Below are 21,986 nucleotides of genomic sequence, written 5' to 3'. Positions count from 1 at the left end.
TTTTCTAAAAATATTAAAATCCCTTTGTTGGTTTTTACGACAAAGGGATTTTATTTTATTAAAAAGTCTTTATTCTCTTTCTAATGCATAAATTGGATCAAGTTTTGCAGCTCGTTTTGCCGGAACATAACCAAAAATAATACCAATCATAGTGGAACAACTGAAGGCTGCGATAATCGAAATGATAGAAAAACTCATGGCAAATGAGGTAACAAAATAATTAAAAATAAAGCCGATAATAAATGATAGAACGATACCTAAGGTACCACCAATTAAACACACTAACACAGCTTCAATTAGAAATTGTTGTAAAATATCACTAGAACGTGCACCAACCGCCATACGGACGCCAATTTCCCGAGTTCTTTCCGTTACTGATACCAGCATAATATTCATTACCCCAATACCTCCAACAATCAAAGAAATTAATGCGATAGTTGAGATCAACAAAGTTAACACCCAAGCGGAAGAGTTAACGGTTTCTCTTACACTGTCTGAATTAAAGATAAAGAAATCTTTACTACCATGACGTTGCAACATAATTTTATTAATCGCTTGTTCGGCAATATTTAAATCCACATTATCATTTATTCGAACAGTAATACTTCTTAATGATGTTTGCCCAACCATGCGATTAGTTACCGTTGTGTAAGGTAACCAAATATTAAGGCTTTCGTTATTACCAAATCCTTGTTGCTGTCTAGTTGCAACCCCAATAATTCTAACGGGTAATTGGCCAACCATTAGAATTTTACCTATTGGATCTTGATCACTAAACAATCTTTTAACGGTATTTTCATCAATTACCGCTTCTTGGGCTGAGGTCATTACCGCTGTTTGATCGAAGGCAATACCTTTACTGATTGTATAGCCACGTACAGCAAAAAATTGCTCGCCGACACCATTTACAGTCCCTGTAACTGCTAAATTATTAATACGAAAATAGACACTAGTAGAAAGGTTAGGTGTAGTACTATGAACAAAACTTTGTTGAGCTAGAAAATCAGCATCCGATGATCTTAGTGTAGTAATTTTATCGGCATTACGATCACCAAAACCACTACCGGCATAAATTTCTAAGGTACTGGTACCTAATGAATTAATATTGGAAAGTATTTTTTGCTTCGTTCCTTCTCCTAAAGCAACCATAGAGACCACAGAAGCAATACCAATAATAATACCCAACATAGTCAAAAAAGTTCGTAATCGTTGTGACAACATAGATAATATTGCCATTTTAAACGCATCGCGAAAACGGTAATATTTAGCTGAAAAATTATCTTGAGTTTTGGTTATTTCTATTTGCTTAACTTGTCGATTATTAGCTTGTTCAGAGCAATAATTAGGATTAATTGAATCGGAAATAATATTGCCATCACTAATTTCAATAATTCTTTCGGCACTTTGGGCAATATTGGGGTCATGGGTAACGATAATGACAGTATGCCCTTGTTGATGCAACTCTCGTAAAATAGCCATGACTTCTAAACCACTTTTACGATCGAGTGCGCCAGTTGGTTCATCGGCTAATATAATTTGTCCGCCATTGATTAATGCCCGTCCAATACTTACTCGTTGTTGCTGGCCACCGGATAATTGATTGGGTTTATTATTTATTTTATCGGCAAGGCCTAAACGAGATAAAATGTTGATGGCACGTCTTTGCCGTTGTTCATTGGTCACACCAGCATAAATTGCCGGTATTTCCACATTACCTTGTGCGGTTAAAGCATTTAATAAATGATAACGTTGAAAGATAAAGCCAAAATGTTCACGGCGTAACTCAGCTAAGTCATCCGGCGATAATTGACTTGTAGTTCGGCCACCAATTGAATAAATTCCCTCTGTTGGCTTATCAAGACAACCAAGAATATTCATTAAAGTCGATTTACCAGAACCCGAGGCCCCTATAATGGCAACCATTTCCCCAGCATTAATGGTTAAGTTGATGCCTTTTAGAACTTGTATAGTAGAATCTCCAGCTGGAAATTCACGAATAATATTCTCAAGTTTTATTAATGGAGTATTATTGTTGGTCATCTTAGAATCTTATCCTTGGCCCTTTGTTATTTGGATTAAATGTTGCACCATTTGCACTGCTAACAACGACAACTTCTCCCTCTTTAAGACCTGATTTGATTTCAACATTAATATTATTATTAATCCCTAAATTAACTTCCCGCTCTTCGATACTATTTTGATTATTCAGAACATAAACGATCGCTTTATTTTTACCAGTATTTTTTTGGATAGCTTGTGATGGAATGGCAAGGACATCTTTTGCTTCTGCTAGCACAATATAGACTTGAGCAGTCATAGAAATACGTAAAATATGATCAGGATTATCGACATCTAATAAGCCGTTATAATAAATTGCACTTTTGGTGGTCGATGACGTACTTGAATTCGCTGAGCTTTCAGTATTAATTGAGTCAGGGGCTGGCTCAATCGCCCGCAGTGTTAGTCCATCAAAACGTTTGTTTGGTTGTCCCAATATAGTGAAATAAACCGGCATTCCTTTTTTAACACCGATAACATCTGCTTCGGAAATTTGTGCTTCAATAGTCATTTTGTCCAGTTGGGCAACTTTAACAATTGTTGGTGCACTTTGTACCGAGTTTACGGTTTGCCCTTGATCAACTGGAATCGCAACAATAACACCATCAATCGGTGAACGTATTTTAGTATAGCCTAAATTGACTTTTGCTGTATCAACTGCGACTTGAGCACTAACAATATCTGCATCAAGAGCGGCAATATCGGCTTTAATTGCATCAAGATCTGCTTTGGCAGAATCTAAATCAGATTGGACGCCAACCCCTTTTTTAACCAACTTTAATTGACGTTCATAGGTTAATTGGTAATTGACTAATTTTGCTTGCTTCGAGGTTCGTTGGGCTTCTAAGCTGTTAAGAGACGCCTCGGATTGTTTAAGATCATTGCTTTGCTTAAGATCATCAATCTCAGCAATCATATCACCTTGTTTAACCTCATCACCGAGCTCAACATACAATTTTTTAATTTGCCCAGAAACTTGCGCACCAACGCTAACTTGTTTGAAAGCACTTATAGTGCCATCAGCAAGTACCGTTTTCTCAATATTCGCTTTAGTGACCGTTGACGTTATATAATTAATATTTGGTTCAGCAGGAAACAAAATTAATTTTGCTATATAAAGCAGAACAAAACCAATAACCGTAATAACGATGGATTTAACGCTTAAGAATTTTGCCAATCTTTTCATCCTTTTATTTCTTTTGTTATTTTTTTGAGCATTGTAACGTATTAATTTAATTTGCGATGATAACTAAAGACAATAAATTGTAATTTTTATGAAAATTAACTAGTTTTGGTGCTAAATTTTGTTTTAAAAAACCCCCTTTCCTCAAAATTTTTTGCAAAAATTTTAATAATCATGTGATAGCAATGTAGATCCGTATTAGGAATTATTGGCGATTGCGTTATAATGGCGCCAATTTTTTTACTGGTTAAAGATATTATAGCAATGGCATTAAAAATAACCGAAAAGTGTATTAATTGTGATATGTGTGAACCCGAGTGCCCAAATGAGGCTATCTCAATGGGGTTTGATACTTATGAAATTGATCCAAATAAATGTACTGAATGTGTTGGTTATTATGATCATTCGACTTGCCAGCGAGTTTGTCCGATTCAAAATGCGATTATTGCCGATCCAGATTGTGTCGAAAGCCAAGAGCAATTATTAGAAAAATTTAAGCAACTAACTCATTCATCTTAGTTAGTTGATTTTACCTCTATGCGTAATTCTTTTGGAATTTCAAAGGTGATATTTTCTGAAATTCCTTCGGTTTCAACCAATGATGTACAACCTAGACTTTTTAAATGATCGATAACTTGTTTAACCAAAATATCTGGCGCTGATGCCCCAGCTGTTACACCGATAGTTCGAGCATTAACTAGCCACTCAAGATTAATATCGGATGCGAAATCAATCAAATAAGCGTGTTTACTGTTTCGCCTTGCCAGTTCAGCTAATCGGTTTGAGTTTGACGAGTTTTTCGAACCAACTACTAAAACCACATCGGCTTGAGATGATAGCTGTTTAACCGCTTGTTGCCGATTGGTGGTCGCATAGCAGATATCATTTTTACGAGGGCTGCGAATATTCGGAAAGCGATTTTTTAAAGCTGAGATTATCTCAGCAGTATCATCAACGGATAACGTTGTTTGGGTTGTAAAACAGAGGTGCTGGTCGTTTTTTACTTGCAGGTTCTGCACATCTTCAATGGATTCAACTAAATAAATACCACCTTCAGGATTGCTATACTGCCCCATAGTACCATCGACCTCAATATGACCAGCGTGACCAATAAGAATAACTTCTTCTCCTCGATAGCTTGCTCTAGCAACTTCCATATGAACTTTGGTAACTAAAGGACATGTTGCATCAAATATCCGTAGTTGACGACGTTTAGCTTCATCTCGAACCGCTTTAGATACGCCATGGGCGGAAAAAATAAGGATACTATCATCAGGTACTTCATTAATTTCTTCAATAAATATTGCGCCTAACTCTTTAAGACGATTAACCACGTAGCGGTTATGCACGACTTCATGGCGCACATAAACCGGTGCGCCAAACAGTTCGATTGCTCGTTCAACGATGGTTATTGCTCGATCTACACCTGCACAAAAACCACGTGGATTAGCGAGAATAATCTGCATGTTAATCCATCTTTTTTGGTTTTACATAATTGCTTAGGATAAAGACGCCAATACCTAAACAAATGGCACAGTCAGCAATATTAAAAGTTGGGTAATGCCAATCACCAAAATTAACATCTAGGAAATCAACAACAAAACCATGATAGAGGCGATCGAATAGGTTGCCTAACGCACCTCCTAAAATTAATGCTAATGAGAAGTTTTCTAGTTTTTGTTTATGCTTATTGCGATATAGCATATAAACAATTACTGCACTGACAATAAAGGCAATTGCTGCCAGTATCCAGCGTTGACCTTCAAATATACTGAATGCGGCACCAATATTGCGGACATACGTTATCGAGAAGAAGGGGAGTAGATTTACTGATTCAAAAAGGAAAAAATTCTTTACAATCCAAAATTTACTTGCGATATCTATAACAAAAACCACTACCGCCAATAATAACCAGTAAAGTCCATTATCTTTTTTCATATAGTCTATGCTCATTATTATAATACCGCCGACAATCGTCGGCGGTAAATGTACTTAGTTAATTGCTATAAGATTATTTTTATAGCTCTTTTCTATTCCTATCACTAACTGTTAGTGGTTAAGCAAAATGTCTTACTTCACCATTGCCATGAATATTTTCTTCACAGCGTTTACATAAGTGAGTGGTAGGATTGTTATCAACAGTATAATGCCAGCAGCGAGGGCATTTATCGCCTTGCGCTTTAGCAAGCTCAATTTTAAGACCTTGAATATCACTTTGTACTGCTTGTTGTGATGCGCTGTCTAACGGTTTAACACTTGCTTGTGACGTCAATAATACAAAACGTAATTCATTTTCTAATTTCGCAAGTGCCGTAGCAATTTCGCTATTGGCATAAAGAGTAACAGCAGCTTCAAGCGATCCACCAATAACTTTATCATTACGACCTTGCTCTAACACTTTGTTTACTTCACTACGAATAGTTAAAATTTGTGCCCAGTAAGCGCTGTTTAGTGTTTCACTCTCAGATAGACTAAATAGTGAGGTATACCATTCATCTTCAAACACAAATTCTGATTTTTCTGTTGCAGGTAGATATTGCCAAATTTCATCTGCAGTAAATGATAAAACAGGTGCAATCCAACGAACCATCGCTTGAGCAATATGGTATAACGCTGTTTGACAGCTATGACGGGCAATACTGTCACTTTTCGCCGTATATTGACGATCTTTGATAATATCTAAATAGAATGAGCCCATTTCAATTGAGCAGAATTGCATTATGCGTTGTACCACTCTATGGAAATCGTAGTTTTCATAAGCTTGAATAATTTGTTCCTGTGCTTCTTTAGCCACGCTAACCGCCCAGCGATCGAGTACCACCATATCTTCAGGTTTAACCATATCTTTAACTGGATCGAAACCATTTAAGTTAGCCAATAAGAAACGCGCAGTATTACGGATACGACGATAGCTATCAGCTGCACGTTTGATGATTTCATCTGAATAGCTCATTTCACCTGAATAATCGGTTGAAGCAATCCATAATCGTAGAATATCGGCACCTAATTTATTCATTACCTCTTGTGGTGTAACGATATTACCTAGCGATTTAGACATTTTACGACCTTGTCCATCGACCACAAAGCCATGCGTTAATACTTGTTTATACGGTGCTTTGTTATCAATTGCAGTTGATAACATTAACGAAGACATAAACCAACCACGATGTTGATCTGAACCTTCTAAATACATATCCGCTTCATGTCCTTCAAACTCAGGACGTACGCCAACAACTGAGTAGAATGTTGAACCTGAATCAAACCATACATCTAGCGTGTCTGGTACTTTGCGATAATCATCGGCATCGGGACCTAATAGATCTTTAATATCGGCATCCCACCATGCTTGAATACCATTTTGCTCAACTAATTTAGCGACTTTTTCGACTAATTGTAGTGTGTCTGGATGTAGCTCTTCAGTTTCTTTGTGTACAAATAACGTCATTGGTACACCCCATGTACGTTGACGTGAAATACACCAATCAGGACGATTTGCCACCATTGTTTCAATTCGAGCTTGACCCCAATCAGGGATCCAACGAACTTGTTTAATCTCTTTTAGCGATTGAGCACGTAAACCTTGTTTATCCATGCTGATAAACCATTGTGGCGTTGCACGATAAATTACAGGTGTTTTATGTCGCCAACAGCATGGGTAACTATGTTCAATATTTTCAAAGTGTAATAGCGCATTGTGTTCTTTTAATAGCTCAATGACTACTTTATTGGCTTTAAAAACGAATAAACCATCTAAACCAGCACCCGTTCCCGGTAAATAACAACCATTACCTCCAACCGGATTGGCTACTTCAAGGTCATATTTTTGACCAACAATAAAGTCTTCAGCACCATGACCTGGAGCGGTATGAACAGCACCAGTACCTGCATCAACAGTAACGTGTTCACCAAGTACAATTGGCTCATCAAAATCGAGGAATGGATGTTTGAAACGTAATAATTCAAGCGCATCACCTTGGCAAGAACCTAAGATTTTCCAATCAGTGATATCAGCACGTTTCATAACTGATTCAACTAAATCAGCAGCTAAAATTAGGCACTCTTTATCGTTGATTTGGATTAATTGATATTCAACCGTTGCATTAAGCGCAATTCCTCGGCTAGCTGGTAATGTCCATGGTGTGGTGGTCCAGATAACCGCATAAATAGTTAAGTCAGTACTAACTCCGAATTTATTTGCTACTGTTTGATTGTCAGTTGCTTTGAATTTGACATCAATTGCCGGTGATGATTTATCATAATATTCAACTTCGGCTTCCGCTAAGGCTGACATACAGTCGGTACACCAATAAACCGGTTTAGCCCCTTTGACTAAATGACCATTTTCGATCACTCTACCTAAAGCCCGAATAATATTCGCCTCAGTATCATAATTCATTGTACGATATGGATTTTGCCAATCGCCAAGTACACCCATACGAATAAAATCAGCTTTTTGTAGTTCAACTTGTGAAGCCGCATAATCACGACAAATTTGGCGAAATTCAGCTGGTGTCACTTTTACGCCTGGTTTACCAACCTGTTCTTCAACTTTTTGTTCTATCGGTAATCCATGACAATCCCATCCTGGAATATACGGGGAGTCATAACCACTTAAACCTTTAGATTTGATGATAATATCTTTAATTATTTTATTAACGGCATGACCGATATGAAGTTTTCCGTTTGCATAAGGAGGGCCATCATGCAAAATAAAAGATTTTTTGCCTTTTTTTACTTGACGGATTTTGCGATAAAGTTCTTTATCATACCAATTTTGCAACATAGCTGGTTCACGTTTAGCAAGATCGCCTCGCATAGGGAATCCAGTTTCCGGTAAATTCAATGTATTTTTATAGTCTGTCATGCTGATTTATTCCAGTTATTTTTGTTGATACTACTTTTTAATTGGTTAATTTTGCACTGATCTGTTTCGCAGTGCAAACATCTTGTGAAATTTGTTGTTTTAAATCTGCTAAAGAATCAAATTTTTTCTCATCGCGTAATTTACAGACAAAGGTAACGTCTAAATATTGTCCATAAATATCACCTGAAAAGTCAAATAGATTCACCTCTAAAATCGCTTTTTTACCTTCAATGGTTGGTCTAATACCGATATTGGCAATGCCATGATAATATTGATTGCTACAACAGTTTTTGACTTTGACAAAATAGACCCCTTGTAAAGCAGGTTTTTTTCGATTCAAATGAATATTGGCGGTTGGAAATCCTAATTGTCTTGCTAATGCATTACCATGCACCACTCTACCTTGAATGGCGTAATCACGACCTAAAAGGCAACGAGCTAATTCAAAATCACTATTAAACAGTGCTTCACGAACAGCTGTACTGCTGATTCTTAAATTATTCCAAACAAAGGTTTGCATACTTTCAACCGAAAAATGGTTATTTGGAGTATATTGTTGTAACAGATTGATGTCGCCTTTGCGGTCTCGGCCAAATTGGAAATCATCACCAATAACAATATATTTAGCGTTCAATTTATTAATCAACCAGTCTTGAATAAATGCATTGGCTGACATATTGGCAAAAGTTTGGGTAAAGGGTACTGCAATAATATAGTCGATACCGAGTTTTTCAATTAGTCGTACTTTTTCTTTAAATGAAGTTAAGCGAGTTGGTGCTCGCTTACTGAAAAACTCTAATGGTTGTGGCTCAAATAACATAACCGCTGTGGGTAAGTTTAATTTTTTACCTTGTTCAATTAAATGATTTATTAATTGTTGGTGTCCTAAGTGCACACCATCAAAGTTGCCCAATGTAAGTACACACTGAGTAAATTCATTGTTTAAATTATCAATACCGCGGATTATCTTCATTAAAGCGTGTTAGTTAATTATTATGTTTTCACTAAAATAGCTGCCAATTATACCAATCTTTCTTGAAGATGCACGCAATAACAATTGGGCTTTTTATGGTGGTGTCGGCAATATTGTGATTGATTAATATAAAAACGCTTGAGGTAGTCTCAGGCATGTTTATATTTTTCCTGTTGTGAGTATAAAATAAGCGATAACTGGTTTTTAGTCGATTACTGATAAATAATCCAACATATACTTTATATTGGATTATTTTATTGATTAATAGTGTTTTAACGCTCTTAAAAACTCTTGTCGAGTACTTGGATTAGTTTTAAATCCGCCACCTAACGCGGTAGTGGTGGTTAAACTATTTGAATCTTTAATGCCTCGGGCTTTTACACAAAAGTGTGTTGCATCAATTGATACTGCAACATTAACTGTACCAAGTAGAGTTTGCAATGCAACCAAAATTTGTTGGGTTAATCTTTCTTGTACTTGTGGCCGTTGTGAAAAAAACTGAACAATTCGATTGATTTTTGATAGACCGATCACTTTATCTTTCGGGATATAAGAAACGGTTGCTTTACCATCGATGGTGACAAAATGGTGCTCACAAACACTGGTTAAAGTAATATCACGAACAGTGATCATTTCATCAACCTGCATTTTATTTTCAATAAGAGTTATTTTCGGAAAATTATGATAATTAAGACCGGAAAATATTTCATCAACATACATTTTTGCGACTCGATGCGGCGTTTCGGCGAGGCTATCATCATGCAAATCAAGTTCCATGAGTTTCATGATTTCTCGGAAATGCGCTTCGATTTTAGCTTTCCGTTCGCTATTTTCCATAGCTAAACGACATGATGGGGTTTCAAGATTTTTAGCTGCTAATGCCTCTTTGACTTTTTGCGCAGCAAGACTTAATTCTGTCATTTATTTAGTACTCAGGCGAAAATAGATGTCACATTATATATTACTCATATAGTGATATACAGTAATTTTCATTCATTGGATTGGATAAAAGCTCGTTATTATCTGGATTATTTTTACACTATATTATCGGAGTCAGCAACAATATTACTGTTAATTAGGTTATACTTATAGTTATTAAATCTAATAACATTTGGGTAACTATTGATGCCAAATAATGAGCCAATTATTTTAATTGATGGATCTTCTTATCTTTATCGGGCTTTTTTTGCTTGTCCGCCTTTAACCAATGCCAATGGTGAACCAACTGGGGCTATATTTGGTGTTATTAATATGATTCGTAGCTTGATGAATCAATATAATCCTACCCATATAGCGGTAGTTTTTGATGCTAAAGGTGGATCATTTCGTAATGAAATTTATAGTGAATATAAAGCAACTCGTGAAGAGATGCCGGAAAATTTACGACCACAAATTGAACCCATTCACACCATTTTAAAAGCGATGGGTTTACCATTACTTTGCGTTGAAGGTGTTGAAGCTGATGATGTGATCGGGACTTTAGCCAAACAAGCAGAAAAAGAAAATCTTCAAGTACTCATTAGTACTGGGGATAAAGATATGGCGCAATTAGTCAGCGATAAAGTTACACTGATTAATACCATGAATAATACCGCACTTGATCCGCAAGGTGTTGTGGATAAATTTGGTGTGCCACCAGAAAAAATTATAGATTATTTAGCATTAAGAGGTGACAATTCCGATAATATCCCTGGGGTAGCAGGAATTGGCGAAAAAACAGCACAGGCTTTATTAACTGCTTTTGATAGTGTAAAAGATATTTATAACCATTTAGACGATATTGAGAAATTATCGATTCGAGGCGCTAAATCATTAAAGCAAAAATTAATAGACAATCAAAAGGATGCTGAGCTTTCTTATCTATTAGCTACCATTAAAACCGATGTGGCATTAGATTTTACGAATGAACAACTACTTGTTACAGATCTTAATGTAAATAAATTAGTCGAATTATTTTCCTATTATGGTTTTCATCGTTGGCAAAAAGAATTAATAGCGGGTAATTTTTTAAAACAACAAAAACTAACGGCTACTGATATTGATAATATGTCGTTATTCTCGCAGGAAAGCGATACCGTTAAAGATAAGATAGATACAGATTACCAATGCATATTGACCTATGAGCAATTAGATGATTGGGTCAGTAAATTAGCTAACTGTCAGCAGTTTGCCTTTGATACAGAAACGGATAATGTTGATCATATTCATGCTAAATTGGTTGGAATATCACTAAGTGTGGCACCTTATCAAGCTGCTTATATTCCAATTAATCACCAATATCTAGGTGTGCCAGATCAATTACCATTAGATGATGTATTAACTAAATTAAAACCAATATTAGAAAACCCAGCAATTAAGAAAATCGCCCAAAATGCCAAATTTGATTACAGTGTGTTGGCTAATTATGGTGTCCATGTGCAAGGTATTGCTTATGATACAATGCTGGAGTCATATGTCTTAAATAGTACTGAACGACACGATATGGATAGTATGGCGAATCGTTATTTGCATCTAAAAACTATTACCTATAATGATTTAACCAAGGTTGATAAAAAACAAGTCACTATCGATGCTATTGAAGTTGAAAAAACTACGCAATATGCCGCTGAAGATGCGGATGTTACTTTGCAACTTCATCAGAAACTATGGCCTGAGCTGGAAAAAGACCAAAAGCTCAGTAAGTTATTTACCGATATTGAAATGCCGTTGGCGATTGTGTTGGCCGATATGGAAAGGACAGGGGTGTTAATTGACGCTAGACAGTTAAATGATTATTCCATTGAATTAAATAAAAAAATGCTAGAAATAGAGGCCGAATTACATTTCCTAGCAGGTGAAAAATTTAATCCTTCTTCACCAAAACAGATTCAAGCTATTTTATTTGATAAACACCAATTACCTGTCTTAAAAAAGACACCAAAAGGTGATCCATCAACTAGTGAAGATGTATTGAGTGAACTTGCTGAGCAGTATGTTTTACCGCGTAAAATATTGTTTTATCGTAGCTTAGCAAAACTGAAAAACACTTATACTGATAAATTACCGTTGATGGTAAGTCCAATAGACCATCGAATTCATACCAATTACAATCAAATTGGTACGGTAACTGGGCGGTTGTCATCAAATGATCCGAATTTACAAAATATCCCTGTACGTAATGAAGAAGGACGTAGAATTCGGCAAGCATTTATTGCACCACAAGGTTATAAGATTATTTCAGCCGATTATTCGCAAATAGAGTTGCGCATTATGGCGCATTTATCACAAGATCAAAGTCTGCTTAGTGCTTTTGCTAATGATAAAGATATTCATAGGGTTACCGCGAGTGAAGTATTAAGTAAACCAGAGGCAGATGTTACGGCCGAAGAGAGACGACGTGCGAAAGCAGTCAATTTTGGTTTGATTTATGGTATGAGTGCATTTGGATTATCGAAACAAATTAATCTTCCCCGTAAAGAAGCACAATTCTATATTGATCGCTATTTTGAACGTTATCCTGGTGTACAAGCTTATATGGAAGAAACACGCCAATTGGCAACGCAACAAGGCTATGTGGAAACTTTATCAGGAAGACGATTATATTTACCAAAAATCATTTCTGGCAATGGTATTGAAAAACGGGGCGCTGAACGTGCGGCAATTAATGCACCAATGCAAGGTACTGCAGCAGATATCATCAAAACCGCTATGATTAAAATGAGTGAGTGGATAAAAAATCAACCGACAGGTAATATCAGAATGGTGATGCAAGTACACGATGAGCTGGTGTTTGAAGTAAAAGAAGAGTTGGTGAGTGAATATAGTGCGTTGATTAAATCAATTATGGAGAATTGTTATCAACTTTCAGTACCGTTAAAAGTTGATGTTGGTATTGGTAATAATTGGGATGAAGCGCATTGATCTTTTTATTAAAATTAACTTATACGTTATAGTTTGATTTTTATACTAAAATATGTAGTTAATTACTCAATACTTTTATAAAATAGTTGTTAATTTTATGCTGTTAGCGATGGCTTGCCGAAACCTTTTGGCGTGTTAGAATAAACAACTAAATTGAATTTATTACAAATTGTTATTATTTTTCTCACTTATGAGAAAAGTTTAAATAAAGAAGAGCGCGAGCAACGAATTGACGTTTGAGTGTTCTTTTTTGTTATTAATAGGATTATTTCATGAAAATTAAAACCCGTTTTGCACCAAGCCCTACCGGTTACTTACATGTGGGTGGTGCTCGTACAGCACTTTATTCTTGGCTATATACTCGCCATGCGCAAGGTGCTTTCGTATTACGTATTGAAGATACCGATCTTGAGCGTTCAACGCCAGAAGCGATTGAAGCGATTATGGAAGGTATGAATTGGTTAAAATTATCATGGGATGAAGGCCCATATTTTCAAACTAAACGCTTTGATCGTTACAATCAAGTGATTGACGAAATGTTAGCTAATGGTACTGCTTATCGTTGTTATTGTTCGAAAGAGCGATTAGAAAAATTACGTGAACAGCAAATGGCGAATGGTGAAAAAGCTCGTTATGATGGTCATTGCCGTTGTGATAACGTACAAAAACAGCATAATCATGACGAACCGCATGTTGTTCGCTTTGCTAATCCTACTGATGGAGTAGTTGTTTTCAACGATTTAATTCGAGGACCAATTGAAATTGCCAATAAAGAGCTTGATGATCTCATAATTCGTCGTACTGATGGATCACCAACTTACAATTTTTGTGTCGTGGTAGACGATTGGGATATGGAAATTACTCATGTTATTCGTGGTGAAGATCACATTAATAATACCCCTCGACAAATTAATATTCTTAAAGCGCTTGGTGCACCATTACCTGAATATGGTCATGTATCGATGATTTTAGGTGATGATGGGCAAAAACTCTCGAAACGTCATGGTGCGGTAAGTGTTATGCAATATCGTGATGATGGTTATTTGCCTGAAGCACTATTAAATTATCTAGTTAGGCTTGGTTGGTCTCATGGTGATCAAGAAATATTCTCGGTGCCTGAAATGGTGAGTTACTTTTCTTTAGATGCAGTCAGTAAGTCGGCCAGTGCATTTAATACTGAAAAACTACTTTGGTTAAATCATCATTATATTAATCATTTAGACGCTGATTATGTTGCACAGCATTTAGTTTGGCATATGAATCAACAAGGTTATGATTTAGATCAAGGCCCCGATTTGATTACTATCGTCAAATTATTTGGTGAGCGTTGTAAAACATTGAAAGAAATGGCTGAATCAAGTAGCTATTGCTATCAAGATTTTGCTGAGTTTGATGCTGATGCGGCTAAAAAGCATTTGCGCCCCGTTGCCAAAGAGCCATTAGAAGTGGTTAAGGCTAAAATTGAAGCAATTTCTGACTTTGATTGGCAAATCGATAAAATTCACCATGCCATTGAAGCAACAGCAGCTGAGCTTGAGGTTGGTATGGGTAAAGTTGGTATGCCTCTTCGGGTTGCTGTAACCGGAATTGGGCAATCACCTTCAGTTGATGCCACTGTTTATGCGGTTGGTAAAAAACGCACCTTAGCTAGAATAGATAAAGCATTGGCTTATATTGCTAACAGAGAACAAACTCAAGCGTAATCTCATTTAATCGCCGATAATAACTCGGCGATTCACTTTATCTTGTTGAGAGTTTATTATGGCTCGCTTAAAGAAACGTTATTGGATTCCGTCGCTTATATTATTGATTATAATCATAGCAAGTTTATCTGGATGGCGTTATTGGTTAGCACTTAAGGATGAATATAATCTTTCGATAGACTGGCAAGGCATCAACATCGGCTGGGATGGTTTATCTTTTGCTGAACTAAATATTGCTCAGCAATCACAATTATCAGTAACGGCCAGCGATGTGAAAATATCATGGTCACAGCTGAGCGCTAAAAATATCGATATCTATTGGCAAAAAGCCGATTTTACCAATGCACAAGCAGTAACGAAAATTGCAGATGATCAATTACAACAACTTGATCAATCTACTTTTGAACCTTCATTGATCTCGACTATTATTGCCTGGTTACCAACAAATATTAAAATTGAACATTTAATATTACACCAGCAAGATAGTGAGTTATTTAATCTGAAAGTTGCAGTGGTTAAAAATCAAAATACTTTGCAACTCAATCTAGCCAGTAATTCTCAGGATACGGCAACGCTTGCTGCTGATATCTCATTTAACCAATCAAATTCATCAGTTGAAATTGAAAATGGTGTTTTGATCACATCTTTATCGTATTTTGGTATTGAAAAAGGTCGTTTAACTTTACCATTCAGCGGTGTTTTAACCGATAAGCTATTTACTTTAAAAAGTACCGATAACGCTCTAGTTAATATTGAAAAAGCGAACTTTTCCGATGATTTAATTATTAAACCATTAATCGGAAAATTAACACTTGATGCAGCATTGTCTATTCCATTTAAAGCTAATCAAGTTAACGTCAAATCAACATTAACAATTAATAAATTTGACGGCATATATAAAGCAAGCGAATTTAAATCCGCTTTGGGGGATATAAATCTTTTATTCAACAATAATCAATTTACTGTTACAACTTCAGCATTAACCATTCAACAAGTGAATATTGGTGTTATTTTTGAAAAAGTAAAATTAGCTGGTAGTTATTCAGCATCTTTAGCTGCACCAAATAAAGGAGTTGTAAAATGGCAATTAGCACAAGCCGCTATTTTTTCTGGTTCTGTTTCTCTTGATAAAGGGCAATTGAATTTAGCAAAATTACCCCAAAAATTTAATTTAAGGTTAAAAAAGGTACAACTTAAAGATATTTTTGCAAAATATCCTGCTGAGGGGTTAGCTGGAGAAGGCGCGATTGATGGTGTTTTACCGATTACTTTATTGCCTTCTACTAAAAAAGGCACCGCTTTGACCGAAGTTATTATCAAAAATGGTCAATTAGTAACGGTCAATGAGGGCTTTTTGCGGTTTGAAAATTCAGCATTGCAAAATTATGCACAAGCCAATCCTAATATGAAAATTCTCACTGATATTATTAAAAATTTTCATTATACTAAATTATCAGGTACGGTTAATTATGCTAATGAGATTGCAAAGTTAGGATTAAATATCCAAGGCAGTAACCGAGATGTTGAAAATGGTAAAGCAGTAAATTTAAATATTAATCTTGAAGAAAATATTGCAAAATTGTTGATAAGTTTACAACTTTCCGATCAGATTAACGACCCCATACGAAAACGTATTGAAGCGTATTTGAGAGGGAAATCTTGATAGATAAGAGGCTATATTATGCTAAAAAATATGATTACTATTATCGTGTGTAGCGCAGTATTAATTGGCTGTACACCAACGGTTAAGGTACAAGCGCCAAATGAACCAATTAATATCAATTTAAATGTTAAGATTGATCATGAAATTAATATTAAAGTTGATAAAGCCTTAGATAACATTATCAATAAATCAGGTTTATACTAAATTAATATTATTATCGATCGTTATTTACTAATAATGTCGTGAATCTAAAAAATTACTCTTGCGGAACATAAGATGATTTTTTAATAATTTTTACACATATTTAATACAATTTAATATGATGTATTTAATAAGGGGGTTATTATGAATATCTATAAAAAAGCAACGATAGCATTATTATCAATAATATTAGCTTTACCAGTTTTTGCTTTAAATTTAGATCAGGCAATTAATGAATTAGGTCAAGCCAAAGCTAATGGTTTGGTTGGTGAACAAGCTGATGGTTATCTAGGCGTGGTCAAAAATGAAGGTAATGCTAGCGAAATTGCGAAATTAATTAATCAGGCTCGTAAACAGCAATATCAAAAAGTCTCTGCAGAAACTAAAGTACCTTTGTCTGATGTGCAGAGCCGTGCAGGTAGTAAAGCACAAGAAAAAACACCAGCAGGCCAATATATCAAACAACAAGGGCAGTGGTTAAAAAAATAATGGCAAACTTTATTACAACAATAGAAAAAGTATAATGATATTGTACTTTAATTGTTTACCAATAATGTGTATCCTGTTATTTTTGTGATTTACTTGCAGTGATAATTAAAATAAGTTTTATTTGTAAATAGTATCGCTTTGGCGATTTTAAATGGAGAAAATCAATGTGTTCGATTTTAGGTATTCTTGATATTAAATCAGATCCAGAACAACTACGAACAAAAGCGTTAGAACTATCAAGTCTACAACGTCATCGTGGACCTGACTGGTCTGGTATTTTTGCTTCTGATAAAGCTATTTTAGCTCATGAACGTTTATCAATTGTAGATGTTAATACAGGATCTCAACCGCTTTATAATAAAGACAAAACCCTAGTTTTAGCGGTAAATGGCGAAATTTATAATCATCAAGAACTCCGAAATCAGTACAAAGATCGTTATGAATTTCAGACAGGATCTGACTGTGAAGTTATCCTAGCCTTATATCAAGAAAAAGGTATTCACTGTCTTGATGAACTACAAGGTATGTTTGCTTTTATTCTTTATGACATCAACAAAGGTACCTATTTTATTGGTCGCGATCATATTGGTATTATTCCAATGTATATGGGATATGATGAAAATGGTACATTTTATGTTGCCTCTGAGATGAAAGCTTTAGTACCTGTTTGTAAAACCATCGAAGCATTTCCTCCTGGTTGTTATCTTTCTAGCACCGAGGGTGAAATTAAGACCTACTACAAACGAGATTGGATGGAATATGATAATGTCAAAGATAATAAGACAGATATCAATGAACTTCGTGTCGCATTAGAAGAGTCAGTAAAAAGCCATCTTATGTCTGATGTTCCTTATGGTGTTTTACTATCTGGTGGACTTGATTCTTCAGTTATCTCAGCGATTACTAAAAAGTTTTCTGCGCGTCGAGTTGAGGATCATGAAAAATCAGAAGCATGGTGGCCACAATTACACTCGTTTGCGGTTGGTTTAAAAGGTGCACCTGATCTTAAAGCTGCCCAAGCAGTTGCCGATCATTTAGGTACTGTTCATCACGAAATTAACTTCACAATACAAGAAGGGATTGATGCAATTCGTGATGTAATTTATTACATTGAAACTTATGATGTAACAACGATTCGTGCCTCAACACCGATGTACTTAATGGCAAGAAAAATTAAAGCTATGGGTATTAAAATGGTTCTATCAGGTGAAGGTGCTGATGAAGTATTTGGTGGTTATCTATATTTCCATAAAGCGCCAAATGCTCAAGAATTCCATGAAGAAACTGTGCGTAAATTAGCGGCACTGCATATGTATGACTGTGCGCGTGCTAATAAAGCAATGGCTGCTTGGGGTGTTGAAGCTCGGGTACCATTCTTAGATAAAAAATTCTTAGATGTTGCTATGCGCATTAACCCACAGGATAAAATGTGTGGTAGTAACGGTAAGATGGAAAAACATATTGTTCGTGAAGCATTTGAATCTTATTTACCAGCATCAGTGGTTTGGCGTCAAAAAGAGCAATTTTCTGACGGTGTAGGTTATAGTTGGATCGATACTTTAAAAGAGATTGCCGAAAGCAAAATTACCGATCAACAGTTGGAAAATGCAAAATTCCGCTTCCCATACAATACGCCAACTTCAAAAGAAGCTTATATGTATCGTGAAATTTTTGATGAATTATTCCCAGTTGAAAGTGCTGCGCATTGTGTACCTGGTGGTCCTACGGTGGCTTGTTCAACAGCTAAAGCGATCGAATGGGATGAGTCATTTAAAAATCTAAATGATCCATCAGGCCGCGCAGCGGTTGGTGTACATAATGATGCTTATAAAAAGTAATATTAACTAATTCAATCTGAAAAAGGGCATTATGCCCTTTTTTTATATCTAAATAATTTGTTAAAAATTTTCATGTTTAGATTATATAATTATAAAAATCGATAATATAATCAATAAATTATTTTTCAATTCTACCTTTCTTATTCATTCAATTTGCTACCAAACAATCATAGAAAATAATTTTTTATTAAATATGTGATCTAAATTCACTTTTTTAAAAAGTTTATAAACTATACTAAATGTTACCAGTCACATTGTGGCTGAATGGAAATAAAATAATATTTATATTCCTATAAATAACTTTATATAAGTATATAAATCATGAATTAGGAGCATTGAGTGAAAAATTATAAAATCGCTATAATCAACTCAAGTAGTTTTGGAAAATATTTTCCTAATCATCTAGAAAGATTAGAAAAAATAGGTGAAGTAAAACATTTTACTTTTGAAAATAATATTCCAGGGAAGGAATTAGCTGAAGCATTGCAAGATTTTAATATTGTTATTGCCAGTGTTAGACCTTTTTTTAACAAAGAGTTTTTTGATAATAAAAAACAACCGCTACTATTACTTTCCCGTCATGGCATCGGATTCAATAATGTTGATGTTGTTGCTGCCAAAGAGCATGGCACAATAGTTACTATCGTTCCTCCTTTGGTTGAACGTGATGCTGTTGCTGAAAATGCAGTGACTAATTTACTTGCATTAATTAGACAAACAGTTCAATCACAAGAAGCGGTTAAGTCAAATGAATGGAAGAAAAGAGCCTCTTTTTTAGGTATCAATGTTACGGGTAAAGTAATTGGTATTATTGGCTGTGGCAACATTGGTAGTCGCGTGGCAGAAATTTTCAAACATGGATTTAATGCTCGCCTATTGGTGGTGGATCCAAACGTTAATGTTGATTGGGCTAACCAAAATAATATTGAAATTGTTGAGTTAGATTATTTACTGCAAAATGCAGATATTATCTCGTTAAATGCCTCATTAAATGAGACTAGCTATCATATTTTAAAAGCGCCGCAATTTTCTTTGATGAAAAAAGGCGTTTATATAACTAACACTGCTCGAGCCGAATTAATTGATGAAACTGCACTTTTAAATGCGCTCGATAATGGCACTGTAGCTGGTCACGCAACAGATGTCATGTATGTTGAACCTTCATACAGTGATCATCCTTTAGTTAAACATCCTAAAGTTCTTGTTACACCACATACTTCTGCTTATGCAATTGAGTGTCTGCAAGGTATGGGGGAAAAATGTGTACAAGATGTAGAAAATTTTGTTAATAACTTAGAGCTACAATCGGTGGTTTCTTAATCATTTAACTGAAACTAACTAATTAATTATAAAAATAGTAAGGAGTTTATATATGCAAGAAATGCATGTAACGTTTCTTCAAGCAGCTATTATATCAATATGGGTTGCAATGGTCATGTCTCGGGGTCTAGGTGGTGCTACGTTAACGTTACGATTTACACCAATGATGACCGGTTTAATTGTTGGGATTGTATTTAATGACATTCCTAATGCAATGATAACAACAGCTGCTATTCAGTTGATTTATATGGGCGTTTTTTCACCTGGTGGGCAAATGCCATCAGAACCAGCTATAGCAACAGCAGTTGCTGTTCCCGTCGCATTGTTGGGTAAAATGGAACCAACAGCCGCCGTAGCTGTGGCAGTACCGGTAGGTTTATTAGGATCTTACTTGTATCAATTAAGATTTTTCTTTAATACCATGATTATGAAATTAACAGAAAAATATGCCGAAGAAGCTAATAGTAAAGGATTAACCTTTTCTATCATCGTGTTACCAATAATTTGTAGTTTTGCATTGTTCGTACCGTTTATGTTTGTTGCGTTATATTTTGGGGCACCAATTATTGCTGATGTGATTAAATCGAATGCGGGAGGACTAGTTTTCCATATTCTTAATGTAATTGGTGGTGGGCTTGCTGCGGTGGGTATTGCATTAACCATTTATGTTATTGGTAAAAAAAGCTACATCATTTTCTTCTTACTTGCCTATTTTATGGCGGTTATTGCCAAACCACTAAATATTACCATGGTAACTTATGCAATAGTTGGTGCAATAGTTGCCTTTATTTTTGTTCTTGCAAAAAATGAAGCAGTAAATTCTGCGGTAGATCAACCTAGAAATAATTCAAATAATAACAATCAAGTTGATGACGATGATTATTAATCATTAGTTATTTGATTAATAAATTAGAAAGAGGAATTTTATAATGACAGAAATAGTACAAGAAAGTATTGATCTAAAGCCAGAAACGATTACTAAAAAAGATATCACATTTGCATGGTTACGTTGGTATTATGCCAATGAAATTCCACACTCATTTGACCGTTATCTTGCGGCATCATTAATGTGGGGATTAATGCCAATTCTTAAAAAGTTATATAAATCAAAAAGTGAATTAGCTGCTGCTTACCAACGACATTTGTTATTTTTTAATACTCAAATCACGTGGGGTGGTGGAACTATTTCAGGAATTATGGCTTCACTAGAAGCTGTACGTGCTGATGAAGTTTATCAAAACAAACCAATTAGTATTGATAATGATGTGCTTTATAACACTAAAGCCGGTTTAATGGGAGCCTTGGCCGGTATCGGGGATGCGATTGACTCGGGTACTATACAATATATTTTTATTGCCATCGCATTACCATGGGCGCAAGAAGGATTAGCGATAGGTGCGTTATTCCCATTTGTTGCATTTGTTTTATATCAACTATTTGTTGGTTACTATTTTGCCCAATTAGGATTTAAATTAGGTAGAAATGCGGCAACAGAAGTCGTTGGTAATAAGATGCAGATGATCATAGAAGCCTTATCTATTTTAGGTCTATTTATGATGGGTATTCTAGCTGCAAGCTATATTAAAGTTTCCTCTAGTTTAAAATTCACCTTATCTGGTAAAGATTTCATTATACAAGATACACTGGATAAGATTTTACCTGGAGTATTACCGCTTGTTGTTGTAATGGGATTGTATTTTTATTTTTCTAAGAAAGGATTGAAAGTAACAAGAGCTTTAATTGGGCTAACTGTTATTCTTGGTGTTTTAGCCGCAATTGGTATTTTATAAAAAT

17 protein-coding genes are annotated in these 21,986 nt (G+C 35.3%); 10 read left to right on the top strand and 7 right to left on the bottom strand.

Annotated features, from left to right (window positions below; genetic code table 11):
- Positions 1-69 precede the first annotated feature (69 nt).
- Together RAM17_RS01055 and RAM17_RS01050 are read right to left on the bottom strand one after the other, a co-directional pair.
- Positions 70-2,040 (bottom strand): MacB family efflux pump subunit, encoded by a 1,971-nt coding sequence (locus RAM17_RS01055; RefSeq protein WP_110446897.1) that lies wholly within the window; start codon positions 2,038-2,040, stop codon positions 70-72.
- Between the two features lies 1 nt (position 2,041).
- Positions 2,042-3,244 carry an efflux RND transporter periplasmic adaptor subunit gene (locus tag RAM17_RS01050; RefSeq protein ID WP_110446898.1) on the bottom strand — a complete coding sequence of 401 codons (1,203 nt, stop codon included), beginning with the start codon at positions 3,242-3,244 and terminating at the stop codon, positions 2,042-2,044.
- A gap of 261 nt (positions 3,245-3,505) precedes the next feature.
- On the opposite strand from RAM17_RS01050, the gene RAM17_RS01045 reads away from it, so the two are divergent.
- The gene (locus RAM17_RS01045; protein WP_065614797.1) at positions 3,506-3,760 is read left to right on the top strand and encodes a YfhL family 4Fe-4S dicluster ferredoxin; all 255 of its coding nucleotides are present in this window, start codon (positions 3,506-3,508) and stop codon (positions 3,758-3,760) included.
- On the opposite strand, the gene ispH is transcribed toward RAM17_RS01045, so the two are convergent.
- The 5 genes from ispH to folE all read right to left on the bottom strand — a co-directional run bounded on the left by ispH (position 3,757) and on the right by folE (position 9,999).
- A complete protein-coding gene (ispH, locus tag RAM17_RS01040) occupies positions 3,757-4,707 on the bottom strand; it encodes a 4-hydroxy-3-methylbut-2-enyl diphosphate reductase (RefSeq protein ID WP_065614774.1) in 951 nt (316 codons plus the stop codon). The two genes, RAM17_RS01045 and ispH, sit on opposite strands and share 4 nt — an antisense overlap.
- 1 nt (position 4,708) lies before the next feature.
- Positions 4,709-5,179 (bottom strand): signal peptidase II, encoded by a 471-nt coding sequence (lspA, locus tag RAM17_RS01035; RefSeq protein WP_086360956.1) that lies wholly within the window; start codon positions 5,177-5,179, stop codon positions 4,709-4,711.
- A gap of 118 nt (positions 5,180-5,297) precedes the next feature.
- On the bottom strand, positions 5,298-8,105 hold the full coding sequence (gene ileS / locus RAM17_RS01030) for an isoleucine--tRNA ligase (RefSeq protein WP_110446899.1): 2,808 nt from the start codon (positions 8,103-8,105) through the stop codon (positions 5,298-5,300).
- 37 nt (positions 8,106-8,142) lie between these two features.
- Complete coding sequence (gene ribF / locus RAM17_RS01025) at positions 8,143-9,078, bottom strand: bifunctional riboflavin kinase/FAD synthetase (protein WP_110446900.1); 936 nt, start codon at positions 9,076-9,078, stop codon at positions 8,143-8,145.
- A gap of 261 nt (positions 9,079-9,339) precedes the next feature.
- Entirely contained in the window at positions 9,340-9,999 is a 660-nt protein-coding gene (gene folE, locus RAM17_RS01020) for a GTP cyclohydrolase I FolE (protein ID WP_086363232.1), read from the bottom strand.
- Between the two features lie 204 nt (positions 10,000-10,203).
- Here folE and polA point away from each other — a divergent pair, with 204 nt between their 5' ends.
- The 9 genes from polA (at position 10,204) to RAM17_RS00975 (ending at position 21,982) form a co-directional block, all read left to right on the top strand.
- Positions 10,204-12,978 carry a DNA polymerase I gene (gene polA / locus RAM17_RS01015; protein ID WP_110446901.1) on the top strand — a complete coding sequence of 925 codons (2,775 nt, stop codon included), beginning with the start codon at positions 10,204-10,206 and terminating at the stop codon, positions 12,976-12,978.
- A gap of 272 nt (positions 12,979-13,250) precedes the next feature.
- Positions 13,251-14,681 (top strand): glutamate--tRNA ligase, encoded by a 1,431-nt coding sequence (gene gltX, locus RAM17_RS01010; protein WP_110446902.1) that lies wholly within the window; start codon positions 13,251-13,253, stop codon positions 14,679-14,681.
- A 58-nt stretch (positions 14,682-14,739) separates the two neighbouring features.
- Positions 14,740-16,344, top strand: coding sequence for an intermembrane phospholipid transport protein YdbH family protein (locus tag RAM17_RS01005; RefSeq protein ID WP_110446903.1), 1,605 nt, complete (start codon positions 14,740-14,742; stop codon positions 16,342-16,344).
- Positions 16,345-16,362: 18 nt separating this feature from the next.
- A complete protein-coding gene (locus tag RAM17_RS01000) occupies positions 16,363-16,548 on the top strand; it encodes a YnbE family lipoprotein (RefSeq protein WP_173795303.1) in 186 nt (61 codons plus the stop codon).
- 141 nt (positions 16,549-16,689) lie between these two features.
- Positions 16,690-17,034: a YdbL family protein gene (locus RAM17_RS00995; protein ID WP_110446904.1), complete on the top strand. Its 345-nt coding sequence runs from the start codon at positions 16,690-16,692 to the stop codon at positions 17,032-17,034.
- A 164-nt stretch (positions 17,035-17,198) separates the two neighbouring features.
- A complete protein-coding gene (asnB, locus tag RAM17_RS00990; protein ID WP_110446905.1) occupies positions 17,199-18,872 on the top strand; it encodes an asparagine synthase B in 1,674 nt (557 codons plus the stop codon).
- Positions 18,873-19,211: 339 nt separating this feature from the next.
- Positions 19,212-20,192 (top strand): D-isomer specific 2-hydroxyacid dehydrogenase family protein, encoded by a 981-nt coding sequence (locus RAM17_RS00985; RefSeq protein WP_110446906.1) that lies wholly within the window; start codon positions 19,212-19,214, stop codon positions 20,190-20,192.
- A 61-nt stretch (positions 20,193-20,253) separates the two neighbouring features.
- Entirely contained in the window at positions 20,254-21,078 is an 825-nt protein-coding gene (locus tag RAM17_RS00980) for a PTS mannose/fructose/sorbose/N-acetylgalactosamine transporter subunit IIC (RefSeq protein WP_065614796.1), read from the top strand.
- A 43-nt stretch (positions 21,079-21,121) separates the two neighbouring features.
- The gene (locus tag RAM17_RS00975) at positions 21,122-21,982 is read left to right on the top strand and encodes a PTS system mannose/fructose/sorbose family transporter subunit IID (RefSeq protein ID WP_065577935.1); all 861 of its coding nucleotides are present in this window, start codon (positions 21,122-21,124) and stop codon (positions 21,980-21,982) included.
- Positions 21,983-21,986 lie beyond the last annotated feature (4 nt).

Origin of the sequence: Gilliamella apis (assembly GCF_030758615.1) — a bacterium.
GTDB classification, from domain to species: domain Bacteria; phylum Pseudomonadota; class Gammaproteobacteria; order Enterobacterales; family Orbaceae; genus Gilliamella; species Gilliamella apis_A.
Note: the sequence above shows the minus strand (reverse complement) of the source record. Positions and strands in the feature narration are given on the sequence as shown.